27 protein-coding genes and 1 tRNA gene are annotated in these 25,749 nt (G+C 66.5%); 13 read left to right on the forward strand and 15 right to left on the reverse strand.

Going from position 1 to position 25,749, the window contains the following annotated elements; genetic code table 11:
* Nucleotides 1–60: 60 nt before the first annotated feature.
* The 6 genes from EYW42_RS02915 to EYW42_RS02940 all read right to left on the reverse strand — a co-directional run bounded on the left by EYW42_RS02915 (nucleotide 61) and on the right by EYW42_RS02940 (nucleotide 5,729).
* Nucleotides 61–1,284, reverse strand: coding sequence for a CbiX/SirB N-terminal domain-containing protein (locus EYW42_RS02915; RefSeq protein WP_135533753.1), 1,224 nt, complete (start codon nucleotides 1,282–1,284; stop codon nucleotides 61–63).
* Nucleotides 1,281–1,937, reverse strand: coding sequence for a cobalamin biosynthesis protein (locus EYW42_RS02920; RefSeq protein WP_135533754.1), 657 nt, complete (start codon nucleotides 1,935–1,937; stop codon nucleotides 1,281–1,283). Before EYW42_RS02920 ends, EYW42_RS02915 begins: the two co-directional genes overlap by 4 nt.
* Entirely contained in the window at nucleotides 1,937–2,200 is a 264-nt protein-coding gene (locus tag EYW42_RS02925) for a ferredoxin (protein WP_135533755.1), read from the reverse strand. Before EYW42_RS02925 ends, EYW42_RS02920 begins: the two co-directional genes overlap by 1 nt.
* The gene (gene cobJ, locus EYW42_RS02930; RefSeq protein WP_135533756.1) at nucleotides 2,200–3,159 is read right to left on the reverse strand and encodes a precorrin-3B C(17)-methyltransferase; all 960 of its coding nucleotides are present in this window, start codon (nucleotides 3,157–3,159) and stop codon (nucleotides 2,200–2,202) included. Before cobJ ends, EYW42_RS02925 begins: the two co-directional genes overlap by 1 nt.
* A gap of 3 nt (nucleotides 3,160–3,162) precedes the next feature.
* The gene (locus EYW42_RS02935; protein WP_135533757.1) at nucleotides 3,163–4,026 is read right to left on the reverse strand and encodes a precorrin-3B C(17)-methyltransferase; all 864 of its coding nucleotides are present in this window, start codon (nucleotides 4,024–4,026) and stop codon (nucleotides 3,163–3,165) included.
* Between the two features lie 155 nt (nucleotides 4,027–4,181).
* On the reverse strand, nucleotides 4,182–5,729 hold the full coding sequence (locus EYW42_RS02940) for an HTTM domain-containing protein (RefSeq protein ID WP_135533758.1): 1,548 nt from the start codon (nucleotides 5,727–5,729) through the stop codon (nucleotides 4,182–4,184).
* Nucleotides 5,730–5,876: 147 nt separating this feature from the next.
* Between EYW42_RS02940 and EYW42_RS02945 the strand changes: the two genes are divergently transcribed.
* Nucleotides 5,877–6,293, forward strand: a complete 417-nt coding sequence (locus EYW42_RS02945) for a thiol-disulfide oxidoreductase DCC family protein (RefSeq protein ID WP_135533759.1) — start codon at nucleotides 5,877–5,879, stop codon at nucleotides 6,291–6,293.
* Between the two features lie 79 nt (nucleotides 6,294–6,372).
* Complete coding sequence (locus tag EYW42_RS02950; protein WP_135533760.1) at nucleotides 6,373–6,840, forward strand: hypothetical protein; 468 nt, start codon at nucleotides 6,373–6,375, stop codon at nucleotides 6,838–6,840.
* A 65-nt stretch (nucleotides 6,841–6,905) separates the two neighbouring features.
* Here EYW42_RS02950 and cbiG read toward each other — a convergent pair whose 3' ends face one another.
* From cbiG to cbiT, 4 genes are read right to left on the reverse strand one after another with little or no spacing between them, the layout of a single operon-like run.
* The gene (gene cbiG, locus EYW42_RS02955; protein ID WP_135533761.1) at nucleotides 6,906–7,898 is read right to left on the reverse strand and encodes a cobalt-precorrin 5A hydrolase; all 993 of its coding nucleotides are present in this window, start codon (nucleotides 7,896–7,898) and stop codon (nucleotides 6,906–6,908) included.
* Between the two features lie 2 nt (nucleotides 7,899–7,900).
* Nucleotides 7,901–8,785 (reverse strand): cobalt-precorrin-4/precorrin-4 C(11)-methyltransferase, encoded by an 885-nt coding sequence (locus EYW42_RS02960; RefSeq protein ID WP_135533762.1) that lies wholly within the window; start codon nucleotides 8,783–8,785, stop codon nucleotides 7,901–7,903.
* Entirely contained in the window at nucleotides 8,778–9,554 is a 777-nt protein-coding gene (locus EYW42_RS02965) for a cobalt-factor II C(20)-methyltransferase (protein WP_135533763.1), read from the reverse strand. Before EYW42_RS02965 ends, EYW42_RS02960 begins: the two co-directional genes overlap by 8 nt.
* Nucleotides 9,551–10,129, reverse strand: a complete 579-nt coding sequence (gene cbiT / locus EYW42_RS02970; RefSeq protein ID WP_135533764.1) for a precorrin-6Y C5,15-methyltransferase (decarboxylating) subunit CbiT — start codon at nucleotides 10,127–10,129, stop codon at nucleotides 9,551–9,553. The genes EYW42_RS02965 and cbiT overlap by 4 nt, the downstream gene beginning before the upstream one ends.
* Before the next feature lie 356 nt (nucleotides 10,130–10,485).
* On the opposite strand from cbiT, the gene EYW42_RS02975 reads away from it, so the two are divergent.
* Nucleotides 10,486–10,734 (forward strand): hypothetical protein, encoded by a 249-nt coding sequence (locus EYW42_RS02975; RefSeq protein ID WP_135533765.1) that lies wholly within the window; start codon nucleotides 10,486–10,488, stop codon nucleotides 10,732–10,734.
* Between the two features lie 139 nt (nucleotides 10,735–10,873).
* Here the strand turns inward: EYW42_RS02975 and EYW42_RS02980 are convergent, their stop codons facing one another.
* Nucleotides 10,874–12,664 carry a DNA mismatch repair protein gene (locus EYW42_RS02980; RefSeq protein WP_135533766.1) on the reverse strand — a complete coding sequence of 597 codons (1,791 nt, stop codon included), beginning with the start codon at nucleotides 12,662–12,664 and terminating at the stop codon, nucleotides 10,874–10,876.
* 137 nt (nucleotides 12,665–12,801) lie between these two features.
* On the opposite strand from EYW42_RS02980, the gene EYW42_RS02985 reads away from it, so the two are divergent.
* Nucleotides 12,802–13,863, forward strand: coding sequence for a zinc-dependent alcohol dehydrogenase family protein (locus EYW42_RS02985; RefSeq protein WP_135533767.1), 1,062 nt, complete (start codon nucleotides 12,802–12,804; stop codon nucleotides 13,861–13,863).
* 166 nt (nucleotides 13,864–14,029) lie between these two features.
* Here EYW42_RS02985 and EYW42_RS02990 read toward each other — a convergent pair whose 3' ends face one another.
* Entirely contained in the window at nucleotides 14,030–14,272 is a 243-nt protein-coding gene (locus tag EYW42_RS02990) for a glutaredoxin family protein (RefSeq protein WP_135533768.1), read from the reverse strand.
* Nucleotides 14,273–14,383: 111 nt separating this feature from the next.
* Here EYW42_RS02990 and EYW42_RS02995 point away from each other — a divergent pair, with 111 nt between their 5' ends.
* Nucleotides 14,384–14,938, forward strand: coding sequence for a metal-dependent hydrolase (locus EYW42_RS02995; protein WP_135533769.1), 555 nt, complete (start codon nucleotides 14,384–14,386; stop codon nucleotides 14,936–14,938).
* A gap of 52 nt (nucleotides 14,939–14,990) precedes the next feature.
* Nucleotides 14,991–15,434 (forward strand): TIGR03668 family PPOX class F420-dependent oxidoreductase, encoded by a 444-nt coding sequence (locus EYW42_RS03000; protein WP_135533770.1) that lies wholly within the window; start codon nucleotides 14,991–14,993, stop codon nucleotides 15,432–15,434.
* On the opposite strand, the gene EYW42_RS03005 is transcribed toward EYW42_RS03000, so the two are convergent.
* Nucleotides 15,426–17,099, reverse strand: coding sequence for a hypothetical protein (locus tag EYW42_RS03005; protein WP_135533771.1), 1,674 nt, complete (start codon nucleotides 17,097–17,099; stop codon nucleotides 15,426–15,428). The two genes, EYW42_RS03000 and EYW42_RS03005, sit on opposite strands and share 9 nt — an antisense overlap.
* Before the next feature lie 244 nt (nucleotides 17,100–17,343).
* On the opposite strand from EYW42_RS03005, the gene EYW42_RS03010 reads away from it, so the two are divergent.
* The 6 genes from EYW42_RS03010 to EYW42_RS03035 all read left to right on the forward strand — a co-directional run bounded on the left by EYW42_RS03010 (nucleotide 17,344) and on the right by EYW42_RS03035 (nucleotide 23,337).
* Nucleotides 17,344–17,802, forward strand: a complete 459-nt coding sequence (locus EYW42_RS03010; RefSeq protein ID WP_135533772.1) for a CopD family protein — start codon at nucleotides 17,344–17,346, stop codon at nucleotides 17,800–17,802.
* Between the two features lie 168 nt (nucleotides 17,803–17,970).
* Complete coding sequence (locus EYW42_RS03015; RefSeq protein WP_135533773.1) at nucleotides 17,971–18,399, forward strand: hypothetical protein; 429 nt, start codon at nucleotides 17,971–17,973, stop codon at nucleotides 18,397–18,399.
* Between the two features lie 102 nt (nucleotides 18,400–18,501).
* Nucleotides 18,502–19,395, forward strand: a complete 894-nt coding sequence (gene gnd, locus EYW42_RS03020) for a phosphogluconate dehydrogenase (NAD(+)-dependent, decarboxylating) (protein WP_135533774.1) — start codon at nucleotides 18,502–18,504, stop codon at nucleotides 19,393–19,395.
* A gap of 212 nt (nucleotides 19,396–19,607) precedes the next feature.
* Entirely contained in the window at nucleotides 19,608–20,192 is a 585-nt protein-coding gene (locus EYW42_RS03025; RefSeq protein ID WP_135533775.1) for a 2Fe-2S iron-sulfur cluster-binding protein, read from the forward strand.
* Between the two features lie 175 nt (nucleotides 20,193–20,367).
* On the forward strand, nucleotides 20,368–21,714 hold the full coding sequence (locus EYW42_RS03030; RefSeq protein WP_135533776.1) for a metallophosphoesterase: 1,347 nt from the start codon (nucleotides 20,368–20,370) through the stop codon (nucleotides 21,712–21,714).
* 192 nt (nucleotides 21,715–21,906) lie between these two features.
* Nucleotides 21,907–23,337, forward strand: a complete 1,431-nt coding sequence (locus tag EYW42_RS03035; RefSeq protein WP_310732938.1) for an MATE family efflux transporter — start codon at nucleotides 21,907–21,909, stop codon at nucleotides 23,335–23,337.
* 178 nt (nucleotides 23,338–23,515) lie between these two features.
* Here EYW42_RS03035 and EYW42_RS03040 read toward each other — a convergent pair.
* A tRNA-Arg gene (locus tag EYW42_RS03040) sits at nucleotides 23,516–23,590 on the reverse strand.
* A 172-nt stretch (nucleotides 23,591–23,762) separates the two neighbouring features.
* On the opposite strand from EYW42_RS03040, the gene EYW42_RS03045 reads away from it, so the two are divergent.
* On the forward strand, nucleotides 23,763–24,293 hold the full coding sequence (locus EYW42_RS03045) for a GNAT family N-acetyltransferase (protein ID WP_135533777.1): 531 nt from the start codon (nucleotides 23,763–23,765) through the stop codon (nucleotides 24,291–24,293).
* 219 nt (nucleotides 24,294–24,512) lie between these two features.
* Here the strand turns inward: EYW42_RS03045 and EYW42_RS03050 are convergent, their stop codons facing one another.
* A complete protein-coding gene (locus EYW42_RS03050) occupies nucleotides 24,513–25,727 on the reverse strand; it encodes an MFS transporter (protein ID WP_135533778.1) in 1,215 nt (404 codons plus the stop codon).
* Between the last annotated feature and the right edge of the window lie 22 nt (nucleotides 25,728–25,749).

Below are 25,749 nucleotides of genomic sequence, written 5' to 3' on the forward strand. Positions count from 1 at the left end.
CGGGCCGTTCGTTTCGCGTGCGAGGGCGGCCGCTTCCGACGGTTCGGGTGACTCGCACAGTCATAGCGTCTGGTCCACGATGTCGCTGACGATCCGGTCGCGGTCGAGATGCGACGAGACGATGCGATCGGCGTCGTCCGCTTCGACGCCGCCGTACCAGACGCCGTCGGGGTAGACGGCGACCATCGGACCGTCGCCGCAGCGGTCGAGGCAGGACGTCCGCGTGATGCGGGCGTCGCACTCGTCGGAGTCGCGGGCGGCCTGGCGCAGGCGTTCGAGGACGGCCGGGGACCCCTCGGCGGCGCAGGTCTGATTCGTACAGACGGCGACGTGTTTCTCCGGCGCGTCGTGGACGTGCGGGTCATCGTCGACGTTCTCCCGGTCGGCGTGGGTCTCCTGGTGGGTCAGCGCGCGGAGCATCGCCCGTGCGCCGCCCTGGTCCTCCTCGTAGCCGTCGAGTTCGACCTTGTACTTGCAGGTGTCACAGGACATCTCGACGCTGCCCGTCCTGGCCTCCTGCCAGCGGTCGCCGAGCACGTCGAGCAGTCGGGAGTCGGTGCCGAGCGGGTCGCCACAGGCCGCGTCGACGTAGGGGTACTCCGCGTCGAACTCGCCCGCGCCGTCGCGGATGCGCCCCGTCAGCACGCCGTCGCCGAGCATGTACGGCACGACGACGACCGCGTCGGGGCGGTGCTTGGCGACGGAGTGAAGCGTGTCGTCGAGCAGCGGCTCCGTGACGCCGATGAACGAGGCCTCCACGCGAGAGAACTCGCGGCCCTCGTACAGCAGGCGGGCGAGTTTGTGAACATCGGCGTTGGCGTCCGGGTCCGAGGACCCCCGGGCACACAGCACGACTGTCACGTCGTCCGCCTCGCGGTCGACGCCCAGATCGCGCTCGACGGCGGCCACGCGGTCGTCGAGCAGGTCGACGATGGCGGGGTGGATGCCGAGGTGCGCGCCGTTGTTGAGCGTCAGCCCCGGATGGTCCGAGCGCGCTCCCTGGACCGCTAGCGGCACGTCGTTTTTGACGTGGCTGGCGGCGAACAGCGATAGCTGGACGACCGTTATCTCCGAGACCGCCGGTGCAAGCCCGCCGATAGCGTCCGGGATCGCCGGCTCCGCGAGTTCGAGGAAGCCGGCGTCGACCGGGATGCCGAGTCGCCCCTCCAGGTCGGCCGCGAGTTCCCGTACCTGCTCGTTCGACTTCTCGCGGCGGGAGCCGTGCCCGACGAGCAGGACCGCCTCGTCGTCGAACCCGCCCGCCGCGTCGGTCGTCCGGCTCATATCCGGTCGAGGCTCCGCCGCAGTTTCCGCCGCCGGCTCGGCGCGAACAGGCCGGTGTCCTCGCTCCCGTCGTACAGCCACGGGCCGAGATCGGGAACGGCGTCGTCGTCCACGCCGAACCAGTGGCCAGACGACGCCTCCGCCGGGTCGCCGTACGGCGCGTCCACCGGCGCGTCGTCGAGCAGCGACTGGACCGTCTCCAGCAGGCGGCGGTCCTCATGGACGAACGACACTCCTACCGCCCCGTCGCCGGACTTGAAACACACCGTCCCGCAGCCTTCGAGCAGGCCCCGCAGGAGCTGTCGGTCGTGGTCCGCGAACGCGCCGAAGCGGTAACCGCCGGGCTCGCCGTCGACCGGCAGGCCCAGCGCCGCGCCGGCGCGGTCCGCCAGGTCGCCGAACACCTGCACGGCGTACTCGTCCTCGGTACGGGTGATCGACGTATCGTGGGCGTACTCGCGCTCGAGGATGCGGCGGTCGACCTGCTCCGCGCCGGCGACGGCGGCGAGGCGTCGGGCCGCCGTCTCGTCGTTGGTCCGCACGGTCACGCAGTCCGATTCGAGGTCGCCGTCGCCCGCGACCCGCCCCCAGAAGTACGCCGTCTCGGGGTGGGCCGCGAGCATGTCGTCTGGCTTGCCGATGCTCAGTGACATTAGATATCTTCCACCGTGATCGCGTTCGGGGGACACGCCGCGGCGGCCTCGCGGGCCTCGTCGGCGCGGTCGTCATCGAACTCCGCGACTATCTTGCCGTCCTCCTCGCGGATCGTGCCGTCGTCGGACCCTTCAGGGGGAACTGGGTCGGCCGCGGGGTCCACGGTCGCGAGGCCGTCGTCGTCCTCGACGAACCGCGGGTCCCGCGTCAGGCAGGCGAAGATGCCGTCGCAGGCGTCCTTGTCGATCGTGATTCGGTACATCAGTACTCGTATTTGGTCTCGTAGCCGCGCGGGGTGACCATCCGCCCGTCCCACTCGTAGGTGTCCTCGTTGCCGACGAGGATGGTGGTCGTCATGTCGATCAGGTCCGTCTCGCCGAGGTCTTCGAGTTCACCGAGCGTGGTGACTTCGACTTCCTCGTCGTCGCGGCCCGCGGCGTGGACGATGCCGACCGGCGTGTCCGCGTCGCGGTGCTCAGTGAGGATCTCACAGCACTTCTCGAAGTTCTCCCGGCGCTTGCGGCTCCACGGGTTGTAGATGGCGATGGTGAACCCCTCCTTGGCGACCGCGTGGAGGCGCGACTCGATGGTCGGCATGTCCGTCAGGTGGTCCGACAGCGAGATAGAGACCGTATCGTTGACCAGCGGCGCGCCGACGCGGGCCGCACAGGACTGCGCGGCGGGGACGCCGGGCACCACCTCGAAGTCGAGCATCGACGCCGTTGCCCCCTTCGACTCGACTATCTCCAGCGCGAGGCCGGCGAGCGCGTAGACGTTCGGGTCGCCGCTGCCGATGATCGCCACGTCGTTGCCCGCCAGCGCGCGGTCGATGGCTTCCTCGGTTCTCGACACTTCACCGCACATCGGCGTCGAGTAGATCTCCTCCGCGTCGTCGGTGATCTCGTCGGGCACCAGGTCGACGTAGGTCGTGTAGCCGACGATGTGCTCGGCGTCCCCGAGCGCGGCCTTCGCGCGGGAGGTCATCCCCTCGGGCTGGCCCGGGCCGAGGCCGACCGCGACGAGGCGGCCGGGATCCGCGTCGAAGTCGTCGACGGTGGAGCCGACCTCCTCCTCCTCGTCACTGCCGGAAGCGCCGCAGGAAGACGACGAGACGGAATCGCTCCCGCTCGCCCCGCATTTCGACTCGCTTTCAGTACTCGTGTCGGTTTTCGATGCCCCGCACTTCGATTCCGATTCGGTCGTGGTGTCGTCAGTGCTCATGGTTCAGAAGTCGTCGACGTCACGCCCGCCGCGCGGGGTGACGAGGAACTGCTCGTAGTCGTTGCTCCAGACCTCCGTCTCGTGGTTGCCGATGACGAGCGAGGTGCCCATCCCGGCGACCTTGTCGTCGTGGTCCGTGGCCTCGCCGAGCGTCGTGATCGTCTGGCTCTCGCCGTTGCGGCCGGCGTCGCCGCGGCCGGCGTCGTTGACGATGGCGACCGCGGCGTCGTCGGCGCGCTCCTCGCGGACGATGTCGACCGCCCGCTCGTAGTTGCGCCAGCAGTTGTACAGGACGATGACGAACCCGGAGATGGCGGCGGCCCGTAGCTTCTCCTCTATCTCGTCCCAGCCGCGCCACTTGTCCGACAGCGAGATGGTACAGAAGTCGTTCGACAGCGGCGCGCCGAGGTTGGCCGCGCCCCCGAGTGCCGCGGTGACGCCGGGGACGATTTCGATAGGAACGTCCTCGACCTCGTCTTCCTGAGCCATCAGGAACAGGAGGTCGGATTTTCCGTACACGTTCGGGTCCCCGCCGGAGACGTGCGCGACCGTCTCGCCGTCGCGGACGCGGTCGAACGCCTCCCGGGCGAGTTCGATCTGGCGGCCCATCGTGGAGCGGATCACCTCCTGGTCCGAGCGCGCGCCGGCGGAGGCGCTCGCCGTCCCGCCGTCGGTCGCCGTCTCCGGCGGGAGCGTCCCGTCCTTGCGGAGGAACTCCTGATAGAGATTGGAGGCGATGACGCAGTCGGCGCTCTGAATGACGTCTTTCGCCCGCTGGGTCATGTCGCCCGGCAGGCCGGGGCCGATACCGACGACGTATACCTTGCCGAGGTCGTCGGAAGCGGCCGCAGTCGACTCCTCGGTCATACCCGTGGAGACCTCCCGACCGCCGCTTGCGCGAGCGTGCCGTTGCTGTGTCGCATATCAAGTGCAACGCTAGTTTCGCATAAAACAATTTTGCTTGTTTTAGCGCAACTCTGTTTTGATAGAGTGCCAGTGAGAGTGAACTGCGAACGGAGAGACTAGCCGTCGCTCTGAACGAACTCGCCCGAACAGTCGTACTCCTGTATGGAGACGTTCCCGCCCGACGTGGACCCGTCGTAGGGGTCGGACTGTTCGTACAGGAAGTAGATGGAAACGTCGCGGACTTCGGTGTCGTGATGCCCGTTCCAGCGGTTACAGAGGTAGTTACTGAGATACGAACGGTGGCGTTCGTTGTCGGCCGACTGGACGGTAGAGAGGTACTTTCGCCACCGCGAGGTGGGATACGCGTCCTGCGCTCTCGCCGGCCGGTCGAGGTCCACTCTCGACCGGTGGAGAACGTCGACCTCCGTCCCGTTCTCCAGCGTTCCGGGGGCCGCAAACCACTTCGTCGTCCGCGTCGGGTTCGGCGCGAACATGCGCCAGTTCTGGTCGCCCTGGATGGCGTCTAACGCCCGGTCGCCGTGGTCCGGCATCGTCGCGTAGCCGACCGCCGCGGCGTTCGACGTGACGACGAGGACGAGAAAGACGAACGGGACGACCGTCAGACACGCTCCGTACGCCCGAGTGACCCCGTCCGAGAGGACCGAGACAGCGGAGCAGTCCCGTACGAACTCGTCGGGGGTAGACACTGCGGTGGACAACTCGACTGACGCCGACCGGCGGCGGAACCAGGAAACCGCTCCCGTCCGGTCCGCCAGAGACTCCACCGCGTTCCAGACGACAGGCGGATAGAACGGGACGAGCCCAGCGACGGCGATCAGCGGGAACAGGTCGATACGGAGCGTGACGAGCATCCCGAGATGCATGCCGGCGAACGCGACTGCAAGCACCGCCCGCGGAATACCGGTACACAAAAGGAGCAACGGCGAGGCGACGATCATCGCCATCCAGAGGTACGTGAACAGTTCCAGCAGCGCGTGATGCTCCGCGATAACGTCGCCAAGCAGGATGGTGAAGTGGTCGGCCTGGAAGATGTAGGCGACCGCTTTCCCGCTCGTCCACGCGTCGCTCCGGGTCTTGTGGACGGCGTTCGTCGCGTACATGAGAACGACCTGAATCAACAGCGCGACTGTCGCGATAGAAGCCACCACTGACCGTTCTCGGTCGTTTCGGCCCGCGTCGACCGCCCACCGCTCGCCCAGGGGCAGAAATGTCCCCCAGAAGAGAAGCATTCGCAACAGGGTATCGCCGGCGTTGAGAACCAGCGGATTGCGAAGGTGAAGCGAGACGAGCAGCACCCAGGAGACGGCGGTCGCGACCCGCGTCCGGTATCCAACGACCATCGCGAGGGCGACCGCGCCCGCGAGGACGAACAGGAGGACCTGCGCCCACGCCGCTCCGGAGAGGGCGTGAAGCGAGTAGAGGGTTCCGTAGTCAGCGAACAGAGCGCTTCGCGGAAGGACGCCGGCGTCAGTGTAGAAGGCGACGAGGTCCCGAGACCGGAGCACTAGATCGACGATCACCAGCGTTCCGACCGCGACTCGGAACGCGGCGAGCGCCCGGAGGTCGACCTCGAACCGCCGGGCGAGGGCGTGTGAAATACGGTCAAGGACGTTCGCGGGGAGGGAGGGCGTGCGTGAATCCATACGTACCGGGCGACCCGTTCGCCAGCCTCCCTCCCAGGTATAAATAAGTTTTCTGTATCATGAAACGAACGCGCGGCGTCCGCCCGAAACCCTCAATTATCATGGATCCCAAGGGCAATTATCACGGGAACCAAGGGAACGCGATCGATGACCGCGGACAAACCGGACGGCGGCCCGGTCGTCCTGTTCGACGGCGTCTGTGATCTCTGCAGCGGGTTCGTCCAGTTCATCGTACCGCGGGACCCGGAGGCGACGTTTCGCTTCGCACCGCTCCAGTCGGACGTCGGGAAAGCCCTGCTCGCCGAACACGACCTCCCGACCGACGAACTGGAGTCAGTCGTGCTGATCGAGGGTGACGACTGTTACGTGAAGACGGACGCCGTCCTCCGGATCGCCACGCATCTGGGCGGTGTGTATGCGCTGTTGCGACCGGCCCGAATCGTCCCGCGGTCGCTCCGCGACCGGATCTACGACTTCGTCGCCGCCAATCGGTACCGATGGTTCGGCGAGAAGGACCGCTGTGAGATCCCGGACGGCGACGTTCGCGGTCGGCTACTGGAGTAGCGCTGCGCTCCACACCTCGTCGGGACGGGACGCTTCCCGCTTTCAGAGAACTTATTGTCTCTATTCCGGAATTACGCCCATGCGATTCCCTCCAACACCCCGCATCGTCGCGATCGGGACCGCCGTTCTCGGCGTGTTCGCCCTCGTCACTGCCGGGGTCACGTTCGCGACCATCCCCGAAAACCCGCCCGGAGACGGATTCGCGGCTGGTCTCGCCGGTATCTTCGTCATGGTCTATCTGGTAGCTGGAGTCCTCGCGCTCGCCGAGGCGGGACTGCTGTATCTCGTCGTTCAAACGTGCACCCCGGGAGAATGGCCGCTGCGACTGCTCACGCTCGGAGCCGCTGTCGGTGGCAGTGCCGTGTTCCTGCTGGTCTCCCAGTACGCGTTATCGATACTCTGGAGCCTCACCGGTAGCTACTACGTACTGCGTATCAGTAGCGCGTTCAGCATGGGCCTGGTGTTCGTTCCGGCCGGCCTCATTTGCACCGGACTCGGAGCCGTCCTGCAGGTCGTCGACGGGATACGTACCGAGACTCACTCGTAACACCCAGCGGTCCGCCGACCGGTTCCAGCCGGTGAATAACGGGGAGAAAGCAGCCAGTATCGCCGCTACCGCCCGATCGCGACCGTCACGGCGTCGTCGTGGCTGATCTTCTCCAGCAGGAGTTCGTGTTCAGCGCCTGCCGCGATGGCGCTCGCTTCGGCGATACCGGGCCAACCGATCAGTTCCTTCGAGCGCGATGGGGTCGGCCCTTCGTACGATTCGAGGTCTTCTTTCTCGAACGATATGACGCCGAGGCCCTTCTCCTCGGCCGCTTCGAGCAGACCGGGTTCCTCCTCCTTGCGCGTGCCAGTGGCGACGAACTCCACGTGGTCCCAGTTCGTGCCCGCCTCGTCGAGCGCCCGCTCCCACGCCGCGTGGAACTGCTCTTTGTCCGCGTCGGAGACGCTCCCCGTGCCGAGTACGACGCCGTCGTCCAGATTGCGTTTCAGGACGGTCACGTCGTCGCCCACGAGGACGGCCTTCGGGCCGTCGAGGCGCTCGATGGGGCCGAGTTCCTCGTCCAGTACCGCGAGGTTCGTCGCCACCGTCGAATCGCCGTTGACCACGTGGGCGTCGAGCGCCTTCGCCCGCTTCTCGACGCCTTGCTTGTCGGCGGCCTCGCTGGCGGTCGTCATCGCCGGAACCGCGCCCATCGACGCGAGGTCGTCCGCGACCTGGTTCGCACCGTGGTGCCCGCCCGTGATCGGGATGGCCCACGTCAACTCCTCGTCGACGACGCAGATGGCGGGGTCGTCCCACTTGTCGTCGAGCAGGGGCGCGGTCTTGCGCATCGCGATGCCGCTCGCCATCAGGCCGACGAAGCAGTCGTACTCTCCCCAGTGCTCTTCGAACACGTCGCCGTGGTACTCGATGATGTCGATGCTGTCGTAGCGGTCGCCGATGCCCTCCTTGATCTCCTCGGCGGTGTCTAGCTTCCGCTCGAAAGAGATGATCGCTATCTCCTCGGCGACTTCGCCGTCGCTGTCCGGCGTGCTACAGTGCCCGCCGCTGTCGTCGGTCGATGCGTCCCCGTCAGTGTCGTTGGCGTCAGTACTCATGGTCAGTCATCAGCCTCGGTTTCGTCGTCGTTCTGTCCGCGGTTCGCCCAATCGCCGTAGAGATACGAGCGCTCGTACCCCGCGCCCGTTCCGGCCTGCCCGATTATCACCATCGCGGAGGCGCGGTAGCCCGCGTCCTCCAGGCGGTCGCCGATGGTCGCGACGGTTCCCTCGACGATGTCCTCGTCGGGCCACGAGGCGTGATAAACTACCGTCACCGGCGTGTCGGGGTCGACGCCCTCGTCGAGCAGGCGGTCCATCGTGTCCGCGACGGCGTGCGTGCCGAGGTAGATACACGTCGTCACGTCGCCCATCTCGGCGAACTCCGTGATGTGGTCGTCCTCGGGGTCCAGCGTCTTCCCCTGCGGCCGGGTGAAGGCGACGTGATTCGCCGTCTCGTTCAGCGTCAGTTGCGTCCGCAGGGTGGCGCTCGCGGCGAACGCCGAGGTGACGCCGGGGACGAAGTAGGTGGGGACGCCCTCGTGTTCCAGCGCGTCCATCTGCTCCAGCGCCGCGCCGTAGATGGCGGGGTCGCCGCTGTGCAGGCGCACGACTTCACGGTCGTCCTGGTAGGCGTCCCGCATCAGCGGGATCAGTTCTTCGAGGTCCTTGCCGACGGAGTTGACCAGTTCGGCGTCGGCGCAGTACTCGTCGAGTAGTTCGCTGTTGACCAGCGACCCCGCGTGGACCACGAGGTCCGCGTCCTCGACCAGTTCCTTCCCGGTCACGGTCAGCAGGCCGGGGTCGCCCGGACCCGCACCGATGAACGGGATCCCCTCCTGTACGTCGCCCGCAGTGTGTTCGTACACGCGTGGGTCGCGCTCGCGCTGGCGCTGTTCGCTCGCTTCGTCTATCGCCGCCTGCGGGTCAGTGGAATCGTTAGTCATCGGACGGCACCCCCTCGTCGCGGCGGTCCGACCTACGGGGCTCGACCTCGTCCCCGTGTTCCGCCGCCTCCGCGCGTTCCTCGCTGTGGCCGAACTTCGCCGTTGCGCGGTCGACCGACAGGTCGGCCTTCTCCGCGTAGGCAAGCGTGTAGTAGTCGCGTTCGGCGATCTCCGCCGGGTCCTCCGTCACGAGCGTCTCGCCCTGCTCCATGTAGAGCCGGCGGCCGTACGTCACGTCGTACCCCGCGTCGGCGAGTCCCTCGTGAGTGGCCGGTGCGTCGGTGACTTTGAACAGAATCATCCGGTCCGGTCCGGTCGGCGACGCCCCCTGTGCGGCTTCGCGGAGCGCCAGACCCGCACCGGCGTCTATCTCGACGCCGAGCGCCGTCGTGAACGCGGTGACCGCGCTGACGCCGGGGACGAGTTCGAGGTCGACATCGGGGTGGAAATGGTCCATCGTCCGGCGCAGGTGGCCGAACGTGGAGTAGACGTTCGGGTCGCCGAGCGTCACGAAGGCGGCGTCGCCCTCTCTCGCTTCAGGCGCTATCTCGGCGGCGGCCTCCTTCCAGGCCCGCCGGAGTTTCTCCTCGTCGCGGGTCATCGGGAAGTCGAGGTCGCCGATGCGCTCCTCGGGGACGTGTTCGGTGGCGACCGTCCGGGAGAGGCGGCCGGGCGAATAGACGACATCCGCCGCTTCGAGCGCTCGCTTGCCCTTGACCGTGATCAGTTCGGCGTCGCCGGGGCCGAGACCGACGCCGTAGAGGGTCATCTGCCGGCACCTCCCGCGTCGCCCGCAACGGGTCCGTCGCTCGCTCCACCGACGAGCATGTACACGGGGTTCTCCGAATCGAAACTCGTCGCGCCGGCGAGTTCGTAGCCGTGGCTCACCTGGAACTGGACGACGTCGTCGAGCAGGTCGCGCTCGCGGAACGCTTCGGTCGCCGCGCCCGCGACTTCGAGCCGCGAGACGTTCATCACGACCGTCTCGACCCCCGCCTCGACGGCGTGGTCGAGGACGGCCTCGTAGTTGCGACTCCCGCCGAGAAAGAGCGCGTCCGCGTCGTCCGGCAGTCCCTCGGGCGCTTCGGCGACGCGGACCTCGACGCCGTCGACGCCGTTCGCGGCGAGGTTCTTCCGCGTCGTCTCCGCGCGCGATTCCTTGCGTTCTATCGCCGTCACGCGGCCGGCGCGTCGCGCCGCCTCTATCGTCACGGCCCCGGTACAGGACCCGACTTCGACGAAGTGGTCGGACGGTCCGAGCGCCAACTTTCCGAGCAACACGGCCCGCACCTCGGATTTCGTCGGCCCGGCTTTCGCGTCGTGGGGTAGCTCCACCCGTGGCATGCGTAAAGCAAGTACAGTAGCACGTAAAACAATTGTGCTTGTTCTAACCCAACAGAGTTTGAGTAGTATCCTATTCAGGTTGTACGTCATCGACGGGTCGGAGAAGCGGCCGTCAGTTACAGTAGACGCGGCGCGGAGCCGATGCGCTATGACCAAGGCAGGGCACTGTCCGTCTTCGTTCGGACGGCGACCGCGATCTGACTGTGCGATTTCATATCTGATCCGACTTATTTAGAATTTCCAATCTTTCTTTTTGCATTACAATTTGGCATACATTTACGTAGTAATAGGTACGTAGCGGGTAATGCGATCCATGTGACGGTCCGGGGTGGCCGTCGCAGGGGGGTTGTGTAACTATGGGAAAACGCATCAACGTCGCTGTCAGCATCGCAGGATTACTAATAACGCTTATGGCCGCGTGGTTCATCATGCGGGGGCCGCTCCTCGGAGCAGCGTTGCCGCCGAAAACGCATTTGATCGGCGCGACGGCCTGGTTCGTCATCGGCCTCATACTGCTCACCTGGGGGTACAAGAAGCTCACCAGCGTGACCGGTACCGAACGGCCGAACGCCGACCGCGCTCAACTGCGAACGTACAAGCGGTAACACGTTCGCCGTGACCACGCCCGTTTTCGCGCACTCGCCGACCAGTCGTATCGCCGTCCTCAGAGGGTATTGGAAGTCAGTTCGGTAGTTCGGCGATCCGAGGCCGGCGAGCACCGGTACACAGTTACAACGGTCGCTATCAGCGACCGTCGGCGGGCCGTTCCTCCCACGCTTCCGCCAGCGTTCGCTGGACCGTCTCGTGACCGACTGCCTCCGCGAGGGTTTCGAAGCCCGCCCGCTCGGTGCGGTCGCTCGCGTCAGCCACTAGTCTGGAAACGATGAACTCCGGCGTCGAACGCCCGACCGTGCCGAAGCGGGGCTGGTAGTCGACTTCGAGTTCCAGGTCGGGCGTCAACCCCTCCGCGAAGATGCCGTCGGTCCGCGCCGCGTCGGGAAGCGGTTCGAGGTCGTCCGCGAGGTGGGTAACGAACGTCCCCAGAGCGCCCTCGTCGACGGCGAGGCGGACCAGTCCGTGCAGGAGGTCCGCGGCGCTGCCGGGTTCAGTGATGGCCTCGAACTCGTCGACCAGCATCAACGTCCGGTCCGACGCCGACAGCGGCGGGACGATAGAGCGAAGGGTCGACTCCAGTACGCCCGCGTTGAAACTCGCGTGCCGCCGGTGGAAGACAACGGTGTCGAAATCCGCGACCGCCGCTCGCTCCGCCGGGACGGGCAGACCCATCGCCGACAGCAAGACCACCTGACAGAGCGTCTCCAGTAGCGTCGTCTTCCCGCCGCTGTTGGCTCCGGTCAGGACGGACACCCGCTCCTCGCCGGGGACGCCGACCGCCGCGTCCGCCGTATCGCGGGTCGACGGAACCTCGTCCACGTCGTGGTCGCCGAGGGCGTAGGTGACCGGCTGTACCGCCTCGTCGCTCGCCGCGAGCGAGAGGTTACGGGCACCGACGACGGCGACCCCGTCGTCGACGAACTCCGGCCGAGTCAGGTCGTGCGCCTCGGCGAACCGCGCGAGCGAGAGGTGAAAGGCGATGTCGCCGACCGCCTCCACCGCGACGTCGACGTCCGCCCGGGCCGCCTCGATCTCCTCCCGGAGGTCCGCGGCGACCGCCGCCTCGCGGTCCTCGACCGCGCCACGGAGGTCGTCGACGAGCGCCCGGAGCGTCCGCGCGACGAAATCCGTCGCGTCCGCCGCCTCGTCCGGCATGGCCTCCCGGACGCGGCCCGCGGTGACGCCCGGTTTGCCCGCGAGGTGGTCGACGAACGAGTCCCGGAACGCGTCGGTGCGGCGAACGTCGCCGTCGCGGACCGCGTCGACGACTTCGACGGGACTCGACGATGCCGATTCGACAGCCGTCAGCGCGTCGCGGAGGCGGTCCAGGTCGTCGTCGACGCCATCGCGGACGCGACCGTCGTCCAGCGCGGCGAGGGCGTCGGCGGCCTCGGCCAGCGCGTCTGGATCGACCGCGGCGATGGCGTCGAACGCGCCCTCCGTCACGTCCGCCTCGCGCAGCGCCAGCGCCGCTTCGACCGCGGGTCGCTCGCCGCCGCCCGTCTCGTCGTACTCCGCGAACGCGTCGAGTACGGTTTCGCGGGTCTCCTCGTCGAGATCGGTCCACGTGTCGCGCGCCGAGAGCACGGCGTGGAGCCGCTTCACTCGCGTCTCGTGGGAAGGCGTCGGCGTCAACACCTGAATCCTGTCCGCGGCGTCTTGCGTGACGGCGTACTGCCGTGCCAGTTCGAGCAGTTCCTTGTACACCGACCGCCCGTCGCTCGTCGCCAGGACGTCCATGCCGGCCTCGCCGTTCGCGCGCCGCAGGATGCGCGTGGCGCGGCCGCGACTCAATCCGGCTTCCGTCAGGGTCCGAACGTCGGCCGATTCGATAGCGGTCACGGCGTCCTCGACGCCGAGTTCCGTCTCCAGCAGTTCGCGGGTCTTCGGCCCGACGCCCCAGTACTCCTCCAGTCGCATGGGTACGTCTGGCGAGCGGGCGGTCTTAACCGGTGCGGTCCCGGCGGCGCGCGGAGTCGGACCACTGCGACGGGTGAGGCCGAGAACGGACTCGACGCGACGCCGGATTTTTCGTGGTGCGCGGTGTCACGGACCGTATGCGAGCCGCCGTCCTCCGAGAGCACGGAGAACCGCTCGTCATCGAAGAGGTCGAGCGACCCGAACCCGACCCCGAACAGGTCGTCGTGGAGACAGAGGCCTGCGGCGTCTGCCGGAGCGACTGGCACGCCTGGCAGGGCGACTGGGAGTGGGTCGGTGCGCAGGCCCAACCCGGCCAGGTCCTCGGACACGAACCCGCGGGAGTCGTCGCCGAAGTCGGCGAGGACGTGGAGACGCTCCGGGAGGGCGACCGCGTCGCCGTGCCGTTCGCGCTCTCCGACGGCACCTGCCACCACTGTCGGAACGGTCGCGCGAACGTCTGCGAGACGGTCCTCCCGCTCGGATTCGCATCGATAGCGCCGGGGGCGTTCGCCGAGGCGTTTCCGGTCCGCGCCGCGGACTACAACGCGGTGAAACTCCCGGACGGCGTCGACTCCGTCGACATGGCCGCCCTCGGCTGCCGGTTCGCAACGGCGTTTCACGGACTCTCCCATCGCGCCGACCTGTCGGCGGGCGACTGGGTCGCCGTCCACGGCTGTGGGGGCGTTGGTCTCTCGGCCGTACACATCGCCGACGCGCTCGGAGCGAACGTTGTCGCGGTCGACATCCAGCAGTCGAAGCTCGACGCCGCCGCCGACCTCGGCGCGGACGAGACGCTCGACGCCAGCGCGGTCGACAACGTCGGGAGTCACGCGAAAGCGCTTGCCGGCGGGGGCGTCGACCTCGCCGTGGACGGCCTCGGCGTCGCCGAGACGTGTCGCAACGCGCTCGACAGCCTCGGACGGACCGGCCAGCACCTCCAGATCGGCCTGACGACCAGCGAGGAAGGCGGCGAGATACCGCTGCCGACGGACGCGATGGTGATGAAGGAGATCGACTTCCTCGGGTCCTTCGGGATGCCGCCGACCCGCTACGACGAGATATTCCGTATGGTCGAACGCGGGAAACTCGACCCCGGAGCCATCGTCTCGGAGACCATCGCACTGGCGGACGTGCCGGACCGCGTCGCCGCGATGAGCGAGTTCGACACGGTCGGGATACCCGTGGTGACGGAGTTCTGAACGACGGTTGCCGCTGGCGGCACTGCCGACGGACCATGACCGACACACGAACACGATGAACACACACGCCCGGCCCGGTTCTCGGTAACGGACACCTCCTAAAGGAGTTCTATCGCGGAGCAAACTGCGCTAGCGCGTTCGATAGGGTCTGCCGGTGAGGATCCCCTTAGGCGTACGTCGTCTCGATGAACTCCAGGATGCGCTCGGACTCGCCCATCGTCACGCCGTACTCCTCGTCTACGAGCACGGGCACCGAGCGCTGATTGGAGACGCGGGCCACCTCGTCGCGTTTCGAGTGTAGACCCTCGACCCAGACGCTCTCGTACTCGATGTCGAGGTCCTGCAGGCGCTCGTGGACGTTCTCGCAGTACGGACAGCCGTCGAGTTCGTACAGGGTGATCTGGCTCATGTGACCAGATCGTGGCGCGCGCGGCAAAAAGCCGCGGGCCGCAGTCACCCGTTTGTCGACGGACGCGACCGAACGGACAGCGTTTTGCCCGTCGTGGCCCTATCGCGATCCATGATGGTGACCACCCACGCGTTCGTCGGTCTGGCGCTGGCGAGCGCGGTGGTCGCGGTCGCACCCGAGTTCGCAGTCGCCGCGGCGGTCGGCGGGGCGGCGGGCGGGATATTCCCGGACCTGGACCTACTCGCCGCCCACCGCAAGACGCTGCATTTCCCCGTGTACTACACCGGTCTCGCGGTCCCTGCGGTCGTCGGTGCCGCGGTTGCCCCGAGTACGACGACCGTCGCCGCCGCCCTGTTTCTCGTCTCCGCGGCGGTCCACTCGGCGAGCGACGCCTTCGGCGGCGGCCTCGAACTGAAACCGTGGGAGGGGACCTCCGACCGCGCGGTGTTTCTCCATCCGACGAAGACCTGGGTTCGGCCCCGGCGGTGGGTCCGCTACGACGGGTCGCCAGAGGACTTCGTTCTGGGCGCGCTGGTTTCGGTGCCGGCGCTCGTTACGTTCGACGGCTCCATCCGGACGGCGGTCCTCGCCGCGCTTCTCACGTCGCTGGTGTACACCGTTCTCCGCAAGCGAATCGTCGAGTTCGCGCCCGAGTGGATGGAGTGAGAATCGGCGTCGCGTGCGGAGCGTTAAGCGGGAGCGAGCGGTATCTCGGGATATGACTCTCTCCGAATCAGAGCGCCAGTTCGTCCGACGAGCGCGGGTCGCGCGCCTGGCGACGGTGACGGGAGACGGCGCGCCACACGCCGTCCCGGTCTGTTACGCGCTCGTCGACGGAGCGGTCGTCTCGCCGCTAGACGAGAAACCGAAGGCAGTCGAGGCGACGGAACTGCGTCGCGTCCGGAACGTCCGGGCCGACCCGCGGGTGACGCTTCTCGTTGACCACTACGCGGAGAACTGGGACGAACTCGGCTGGGTACAGATCCGCGGCACAGCGGAACTGCGACAGCCGAACGACGACGGCCACGAACCGGCGGTGCGGGCGCTGCGCGAGAAGTACGACCAGTACGTGGATCAGGCTATCGAGTCGCGTCCGGTCCTCCGCGTCAGTCCCGGGACGGTAGTGTCCTGGGGCAACCTCTCCGCACGTGAGTCAGTGTAGGTGATACGATTCGAACCGGCGGACAGCGTACGCGACTGAAACGAACGGCGAGACGAGCGCCGCGGCGAGTGCGACGATACCGACGGTTTCCAGAGTCCCCGGCGAAACCGCAATCCGGGGAACGAGAACCGTCACGAGAGCTGCGACGGCCTCTCGGAGCGGAGCCTCGAACGTCAGCCCCGCCGCCAGACCGGCGGCGGCGATCGTCACGGAGTAGGTCAGAAACGCCCGCTTACTCGGCATCACCGCCTTCCGGTTCCCGACGACGTTGACCGCGCCGTACCGCGGGAACAGTGCCCCGATACCGGTCGCCAGCAGCGGCATCAGCGCCGCGAGGACGCCGGCACCGACGGCCAGTTCCGCGACGCTTGCGAGCGAGAGCGGACTGGCGAGACCGCTACCGACAGCCAGGATGACGGTCAGTGGTACCATCAGCCCAGCGGCCACGACGACGTGTCCCGCGACGAACTGCCGGCCGGAAAGCGGCGTCGTCAGCGTCCCCGGCAACACCGCCCCCTGGTCGCCGAAGGGGTTCAGCGTGACGAGTACGCCCGACGCCCACGCGGCGTACAGCGCAAGGGCGTACGGGAGCGACGCCGGTATGCGGCCCTGCTCGATCGCTGACTGAGCGACTGGTATCACGCCGAACAGCGGGTAAATGACGTACGAAAGCTTGATCGGTGCGCGCACCGCTCGACGGACCACCGCGCCGGCCACGGCCCGCGTCGGGCGGGAGAACGCGGAGGACGGGAGCGCTATCGGGAGCGCCGGGAGTACGTCGGCAAACCGCCCGCCAGCGTCGTTATCGTCCTCGGATGTCGGTCCGGCGGGGTCGGAGAACCAGTGGACGGCGGCGATTCGAACCGTGACGGCGAGCGCCGGAACGACTGCGGCGAGGACGGCGGCGGGCGCGACGGTTGCACGGGCGAGCGACCCGTCGATACCTGGGATCCCGACAAGGAGCAGGTCGCCGAGCCACCCGACCGGCGTCCGCGCGAGGGGGTCAAGCAACACGGCCGCTATCTCGTTGATGCCGCCGCCGAAGACGAGAGCCAAGTAGCCGAGAAACGCGAACGCAAAGAGGACCTGACGGTGTTTCGCCAGCACGTCGTAGCGCGTGACGGCCTGCCGGACAAGCAGGCCCACGGGGTACCCCGTCGCGACCCCTAGCGCGCCGAGTGTAGCGACCACCGGGACCATCACGATGAACGGGCCGGGCGTCCCGGCACCGTACGAAAAGCTCCCGGTCAGAAGAACGAGCGGCGGCAGCGTCCACAGCAGGACGAATATCAGTTCGGAGAGGAGTATTCCGCCGACGGCGTCCGCCGTCGGGATCGTCGTCAACAGGCCGTCGGCCTTGGGGACCGTGCCGCGCTTTGCGACGGCGCGGGCGGCGACGAGCGCCGAGATCCCAACCCAGACGAGACCGACGACACCGCGCAGCGTAGAGGTCACGTCGAACCCGCCGAGGTCGCTACCCGAACGAAGCGCCTGACCGGCGAGATAGACGCCGTACGACCCGGCGGCCACGACGGCCAGGACGAAGACGCCCGAGAGAGCGGTCAGCGCCAGACGGGTCCGGTTCTCGACGAACGAGCGGAGCGTCCGCCTGACCTCGACGCGGGCGACGAGCGCGCTCCGCCGCGGAGTTGGCAGTCGTTTCACGGGCGCACCACACGCCGTACTGCGGCGTCACCTCCGAACGCAGTCCGACGGAAGAGAGGGGGACGTGAGCAGGGAAGCAGGGTAAATATCGCGTTCATGCGAGTAAATGTTATCGCGCTCGTCATAAACGGCCCGATACGGGCAACGAACCGGGGCGGACCCGCCGGCGACGGGATCACCGTCTCCTGGCTGACATCTCGGCTCCTTGGAAAAACTGAAACCCTTCGGCCCGAACAGTACAGTAATGTCACTGGTCGACGCGGCGATACGGACGACGCATCTCCTGTTTGCGGCACTGTGGGTCGGTAGCGTTCTGTTCGTGACGCTCGCAGTCCTGCCGGCAGCGCGCGACGGTCACTTCAACGCGGACCCGCTCGAACGTCTCGTAGGCAGTCTGAAGACCATCTCGCGGGTTAGCGCCGCCCTCCTGTTCGCCACCGGCGGCCACATGGCCGCCCAGGGATACCCCGGAAAGAGCCTGCTCGAGACGACGAACGGGAACCTCGTCCTCGCTATGCTCGCGCTGTGGCTGGTGCTCGCCGGCCTCGTCGAAGTCGGGAGTTCGAAACTGACGGCGGACCTGAAGATGAAGAAGGTCAGAGCGCCGGCCAGAGAGAACATCGGCCTGTTTCGCGCCGCTGCGGTCGTCGGCGTCCTCCTGCTCGTCGACGCCGGCCTCATCACGACGGGCGCGCTTCTCTAATTCGCCCGTTTCGTTCGACATCTCGAAGCCCCTCGTCCCGTGGAACCGGGGAGACACAGCTAGTATTCGTGAAACTAGTCGGCGGATACTGACCGCCGTGCGTCAGACAGTTCCCCCGGACGTTCGGCCACGCAAAAGATTAATATATGATAGTTCCAACCGTCCGGTATGAATCGGGACCTGCGTGATCTGCTCTTCTCGCTGGGAATCATCGTAACCACGGCCGCGTACGGACTCGCCCGGCGGCGTACCAGTGGCGACGCAGACGCCGTCACGAGCGTCGCAGCGCGAGTCGTCGAGGACGTGCCGGCGCGAGCGACGGTTCTTTACGACGGTGACGGGATACTCGACGGCGTACCGGGTGTCGGGGCGGCTATCCGCCGCGCGGTCGACCGCGACGTCCGCGACGAGTGGGAGGCAGTCGACCTCTCCGGCCGTGACACGCTCGAACTCGTCGACGTTCTCCAGCATGACCTGCCGTACTACGTCTCGTCGGGAGACGAACCGCACGAGAGCGGCGTCTACGTCAAGTACGGCGGTGCGACGGTCGTCGTCACTGCCGTCGGATACGAACGCGTTGACAGTCTGTCCTACTGACGGACGCGCCGCCGCGGACCGCGTAGGTGCGCTGCTGACGAACCGCACGTATCGCTCTGACGAACCGCAACCACTACCTGCGCCCGCCCGACAGCCCCCACCATGCAACTGGGCGTCATCGGACTCGGACGCATGGGACAGATCGTCGTCGAGCGGACGTTGGACGCGGGTCACGACGTTATCGCCTTCGACTTGGACGAAGAAGCCGTTGCCTCGGCGGCGGACGCGGGCGCGACGCCCGCCGACTCCGTCTCCGACCTCGCAGAGCGACTGGGCGAGGACAAGCGGATCTGGCTAATGGTGCCCGCCGGCGAGGCGGTCGACGCTGCCCTCGACGACCTCGAATCACACCTCGACGGCGATGACGTGGTCGTCGACGGCGGCAACTCCCACTTCGAGGACTCCGTCCGCCGCGCCGAGTCCACCGCGGCCGCGTATCTCGACTGCGGCACCAGCGGCGGTCCCGCGGGCGCGGAACTCGGCTTCTCGCTGATGGTCGGCGGCCCCGAGTGGGCCTACGACGAACTGACGCCCGTCTTCGACGCCGTCGCCACGGGACCCGACGGCCACGACCGAATGGGCCCGGCCGGGAGCGGCCACTACGTGAAGATGGTCCACAACGGCGTCGAGTACGCCCTGATGCAGACCTACGGCGAAGGGTTCGAACTGCTCGCGAACGGCCGCTACGACCTTGACCTCGAAAGCGTCGCGAACACGTGGAACAACGGGGCGGTCATCCGCTCGTGGCTACTGGAACTCTGCGAGGAAGCGTTCCGCGAGGAGGGCAACGACCTCGGTACCGTCGCGGACCACGTCGAAGGCGGGTCCACCGGCACGTGGACCGTACAGGAGGCGCTGGAACAGGAGGTGGCGGTGCCGCTCATCTATCAGGCGCTCTCCGAGCGGTTCGCCAGTCGAGACGAGCGGTTTTCGCGTCGGTTAGCGAATCGGTTGCGGTATGGCTTCGGCCGTCACGAGGTAGTTCGCGACGAGTGAAACGGGGAAGCCATACCACAGGGGCGGGCTTCGGCCGTCACGAGGTAGTTCGCGACGAGTGAAACGGGGAAGCCATACCACAGGGGCGGGCTTCGGCCGTCACGAGGTTCGCGGGAAAGGGACGAGTCCGGAGATCCCGCCCCACCGGACGACCGCTACACGGCGCAAATAATCACAACAGAGTTAAACCAGGATTTCCAACTTCGACGCATATGGTGAACGAAATTGGGCTCGGTCTCGGGTTGCTGCTGACGGTGACGGCAGTGATCTTGCACTTCTCCCGAGGCACCGAGTGGACCGCGAACGAGGACATCTCGCAGGAACTCCTGGAGCGGCGGGCCGAATCGGTGCCCGAGACTGATTTCCCGGAACCGATGAACCGCGCTATCGGCGGTGGCGGCGGTGCCGGTGCGGTCGCAGCGGGCGAGTCCGGCGGCGAACTGGCGGAGGGTGAGGAGGGCGGTGCCGAGGAAACCTCCGGCCCCGGCGACATCCCCGAAGACGAGATCGAACACTACGAGATCGAGTACGTCAAGGAGGGCGAGACTATCGAGGTCGCCAACAACGAGACGCTGCTGGAGGCCGGCGAAGACGAGGGCTGGGACCTGCCGTACGCCTGCCGCCAGGGACAGTGCGTCTCCTGCGGCGGACGCATCCCCGACGGCGACGCCACCGAGTTCGTCGAACACGACGACCAGGAGATGTTAGACGAGAACGAACTCGGCGATGGGTACACGCTGACCTGCGTCGCCTACCCCCGCGGCGAGTTCTCGCTGGAAACCAACGAAACGCCGTAGCGCGGTCAGACGTCGCCGGTCTCGTTTACTCGGTGGTGTCGACGCTCCGGTTTCGAAACCCCCAGCCGCGAAGCGGCGTCAAGCGGGCAATATATACGACTGTTTCCTCATACCTACGTAAGCGAGTCCCGGCCGCCGAATCGACCGTCCACCGGCCGGGAGACGGCTACTAATAATGAGTCAAAGCTCCGAAGCGACGGCCGATGAGCCGGTTTACTACGTCATCAGCGACCTGCACATCGGTGGGGACGAGCAACTGGAAGACGCCGAGTTTCTCGACGAGTTACTCGGGTTTCTCGAACGGTTGGAAACGGCCGAGGAGAACGCGGAGTTGATCATAAACGGCGACGCGTTCGGGCTCTGGGAGTTCACCGCGATAGAGGGACTGGCGAAGTTCGACCGTCTGGAGGAGACGTACCCGAAGCTGTTCGATCAGTTCCGAGCAACTGGCGACAGCGTGCCGATCACGCTCCTGCCGGGCAACCACGACCACGAACTGGCCGCCTACGACGAGTACGTCGAGCGGTTCGCCGAGTACAACGTTAATCTGGTTCAGGACGAGTCGATCACCCGGGAGGTCGGCGACCAAGCGATCCACTTCGAGCACGGCCACCAGCGGGACCCCAACAACCGGATCGAGGACTGGGGGAACCCCCACGCGTCCCCGCTGGGATACTTCTACAACACGCTCGTGACTAGCCGGGCCGGCAAGCTCTCCCACCGGGGACGGTACAACTGGCTGAAGGACGTACAAGCCGTCACCCCTACCGAGCGAATGCCGGTCTGGTTGATCTCGAAGTACTTCTACCGCGAGATGAACCCTCTCCTCCGGTACGCTCTGGTGCCGTTTCTCCTCCTGTTCAACATCAGCGCGCTCCTTTCGGTGCTGGCGGGACTGGACCTGGCCGGCGTCTGGTCGATGCCGGTCGACCGAACCGTTTCGTTTCTCGGCCAGTTCGGCACTGCAGGGACGGCCGTCTGGTTCCTGCTATCGGTCAACGTGGCCATCGCCGGACTGCTCGTACTCGTCGGGATCCCGCTGTATTTCATCCGACGAGACGTTCGCAAAACGATCCAGCGGTTCGGCGTTTTCGAGACGGCGTTGACAGTCGACGCCGAGGCACCCTACGTCGAGGCCGCCCGCGACGTCTTCGCCGAGCGCCCGGACACTGCGATATTCTGTTACGGCCACACTCACCGCCCGACGACGCGGGAGACAGACGGCGGTCTGCTCGTCAACAGCGGGACGTGGCTCAAGCGCCTCCACCGCCGCGACGGGATTATCGGGGTCCTGCCGCCGGTTTTCTTCCCGTCCTATCAGCTGTGCGCCGTCCGCATCGCCGCCGAGTCCGAGGGCGTAGCGGTCGAGTACGAATCGATCGAGAAATCCAACCCGAGCGCAGAGGAACTCACCCTGACCGAGCGTCTTCTCACCCTGGGTCGGGAACCGAATCCCGAGTTACCGGACCGGACGGTCGTCGGGGACGAGTCGACGGTATCGACACCCGAAGCAGTTGATTGAGCGGGCGATATTCGAGTCGCAGCAACCGTCACAGACTCGCCGGAATCGGTCGGTATTCAGATTCGCTCCCGGGAGATGAACCAGTCTGTCGAACTGCCGACGCCTCGAGTAGAGATACCGACCGGTCTTCTCTGATCGGTATCGTTCGCCGGATCAAAGGGTTCAACTACGGGGGTTTCGTTTCGAAATACAGTGAGCGTCGACGAACACGACGGATCGATTACCGAGGGCGGACTCGTTCGGCCGCTGTTCCGGTTGGCCTGGCCGATCGTAGTGATCCAGCTCCTGCAAGTCGCCTACAACGTCACCGACACGTTCTGGCTGGGGCAGTTGTCGGCCGACGCGGTCGGAGCGATGAGCCTCGCGTTCCCGCTCATCTTTCTCCTCATCTCGGTCGCGGGCGGGTTCACGACCGCCGGCAGCATCCTCGTCGCCCAGTACACCGGTGCCGACAGCGAGCGGTCCGCCGGCACCGTCGCGGGCCAGACGCTCTCGTTCGTGACGCTCCTCGCTATCGGTCTGAGCGCGCTGGGCTATCTGTCGACGCGGGACCTACTCGCACTGCTACCCAGCCAGACCGACACGACCGCCCGGATCGTCCCGCTCGCAGCCGACTACATGGAAGTGTTCTTCCTCGGTCTACCCTTCCTGTTCGTCTTTTTCGTCTTCTCGGCGCTGTTACGCGGCTACGGCGACACCAAGACGCCGATGCGCGTGATGCTCGTCTCCGTCGCAGTGAACGTCGTCATCGACCCCGTGCTCATCTTCGGTTGGGGTCCAGCGCCCCAACTCGGCATCGTCGGCGCAGCGGTCGCGACCATCTTCTCACGCGGCGTCGGGTCGGTCCTGGGACTGTACGTTCTCTTTTTCACGTCGGCCGGGCCGGACGTCGCCGTCGGGGACCTGCTCCCCGACCTCTCCATCGTCTGGGAGATCGTTCGCATCGGCACGCCGAGCGCGCTCGAACAGTCGACGAGCGCGCTCGCGATGATCACGCTGACGGCGATGGTCGTCACGTTCGAGCCGCCCGTCGTCGCCGCATACGGCCTCGGCAACCGCCTCGTCTCGCTGGTGTTTCTCCCCGCGATGGGACTCGGCCGAGCGACAAACACGATGGTCGGCCAGAACCTCGGCGCACAGAAGGAAGACCGCGCCGAGCGGGCAGTGTGGCTGGCCGTGAAAACCGGTGCCGGCGTGCTGTTGGTCGCCGGCGTCATCGCCGCCGCCGTCCCGGAACCCATCGTCAGCGCCTTCATCGGAGCCGACACCGACAGCGCGGCGGAGACGGTCCGCCTCGGCAGCGAATACCTCCGGATCCGCAGCATCGAATTCGCCTTTATCGCCGTGACACAGGTATTACTCGGCGCGTACCGCGGCGCTGGCAACACCAAGACCGCGCTCGCGTTCTCGATGGTCGCACTCTGGATCGGCCGTGTCCCCACGGTGTACTATCTCGCGTTCGTCGTCGGATGGGGCGCGACAGGCGTCTGGGTCGGCATGGCGCTCGGCAACATCGTCGGCGCGCTCGCGGCCGGGCTGTGGTTCACGCGCGGCACGTGGAAAGAGCGCGTCGTCGACGAGGACGAGACGGTGTCGGCTCCCGCTGCGAGCGCGGAGGATTAGCGTCCGGAAACCGGCGACAGATGAGCGAAAGAACTCACTACGTCATCCTACGGAGACGGACTTACTGCAACAGCCGGGGAGGTGAGTCCGAGAGCGACAGACGTACGTCGTCGAAGAATCACGCCGGGACGGTCCGCGACGGATCAGAACCGATCAGGTCGGTAGTACAAACAGTGAGCGGGCGGAACGGGATTCGAACCCGCGATCTTTGGCTCCGGAAGCCAATGCCTTGTCCGAGCTAGGCTATCCGCCCACGCCTCCCGCTTGTGTCGCATATACCTTAACCGAACCGATTCACGAAGCGCCGATCCGAGAAGCGGACCCGATCACTCACCGGAGCGCCCCGCCGTGCTCCCGTATGACAGTTCGACTACGGAAATAGAATTCAGCGAACATATAATTCGGATACAGCCTAACCACAGGATATGCCAGGACCAGCGTTCGCGATGGGGGATACTGTCTCTCTCCATCCGGTCGAAGAAGAGGACTACGAGTTCATCCAGCGCGGACGGAACGAGCCGAGTACGCGCGTCCCGCTGACAGACACGACGATTCGCAGTCGCAGCGACGTCGAAGAGATGTTCGACGACGACACGGAGTATCACTTTCTCGTCTGCGCTGACGGGGACAAGGAGGAACCCGAACCCGTCGGCGTCGTCGCGTTCCCGTGGGTGAGTGACGGGGATTCGGGGAGTCTGATGTACTGGATAGCCTCCGAACACCGCCGCGAGGGGTACGTCTCCGAGGCCGTCGAACTGGTCCTCGACTACGTGTTTCGCGAGTGTGGCTTCCACAAGGTGACTGCCCGAGTACTCGTCACGAACGACGCCTCGATCCAGACGCTCGAATCGATCGGGTTCGAACGCGAAGGCCACTTCCGTGAAGACAATTTCTATGACGGGGAGTGGGTCGATGCCTATCAGTACAGCCTGCTCTCGCACGAGTGGTTGAACTGATATCCGGAGTCCAGGGATTACCGACTGATCCCCGGAGTCCAACGGAACTACCGTCATACTGACGGACGCGAGTGCGACCGGTCTCACGCGTTCTAATACTGTCTGTTGTACCTTCGGAACGATACTCAGACCCCCGAGAGTCCGATACTCTGCAAGGAATTACAGCTGACAGTATACCGCCAAACGGTACGCGACCGCAGTCGGTCGCGGCCGAAGATCTCAGTCGGAGTCCGCGGGGGCGGTGGCCGTCGCACCCGCCTTGGTCCCGCCGTCCCGAACCGGTGAGGTCGCCAACCAGAGCAGGCCGGCGAGACTCGCGACGGTCAGGCCGGCCCAGGGGAGGACGCCGACCGCACCGACCGACCCGGCAACTGCTCCCCCGAGAAGCTTCGCAACTCCGCTGGCTAGCGACAGCGCCATCGACACGCCAGAAAGCACCGTCGCCCGACCGAGGTCGCCCAGGCGGTCGTTGAGGTACTGATTCTGTAGCGGACGGAGAACGGTCTGGGTTGCGCGGTACAGCACCAGCGTCGGAACCAGCATGAGCGGCGTGAGAGCGACACTGGCGTAGGTAACGGCGAACGCTGGAACGAGCAGCGCGAACGTCGAGCGGATCCCGAGGGTATCGTCCAGCCACCCGGTCGCGGAGGCCGCGACCGCCGAGACGGCCTTGAACCCGGCGTACAGGAGTCCGATACCGACCACGGGGACGCCGGCGGCGTCGAGCGCCGGTTGCTCGAACGTGCGGGTCACGCCGAAGAGGCCGGCGAACAGCGCGGCGTAGGCGACGAACCACCGGACCTCGGAGCGGCCGACCTGGACGCGGAGCATCTGCGTCGCCTCGCGGACGGTGAACACGTCGTCGGCGTCGTTCTCGCACTCGACGCAGGGGAACGTGGCCAGGACGACGATGCCGGCGGTCGCCAGCCCCGCGTTCACAAGAAACGGGAGACCGGTTCCGACGGTGTAGAGCAGTCCACCGACGACGGCACCGACGCCGGAGGTGGTCAGGAGGACAGTGCTACCGCGGCCGTCGATTCGGGCGTACTCGGACTCGTCGAAGCGCGAGGAGAGCATCTCGTAGAGCCACGCGCTCTGAGTGCCCGAACGGAACGCCCACCCCATCGCCCAGACCGCTTTCACGACGAGAATTCCGAGCGCCGACCCCGCGAAGACGTACGCGACCATCGCGGTCGCCCGGAGGGCGTTCCCGAGCGCGAGGCTCCCTCGCCGACCGATACGGTCGCCGAGGTAGCCCGATGGGATCTCCGCGGCCAGAAGCGCGAAGGAAAACACCGCCTGCGCGAGTCCGATGAACGCCAGGCTGTACCCCTGGTCCTTCAGGTAGAGGATGCTAACGGGGAGGTAGAATCCGGCGGCGCTGCTGGCGCGATAGGCGTAGTACTTCCAGATGAGCCGCCGTGACTCTGTCATCGTCTGAAGGTTGTACGGTCAG

Origin of the sequence: Halostella pelagica (assembly GCF_004762015.1) — an archaeon.
Taxonomy (GTDB): domain Archaea; phylum Halobacteriota; class Halobacteria; order Halobacteriales; family Natronoarchaeaceae; genus Halostella; species Halostella pelagica.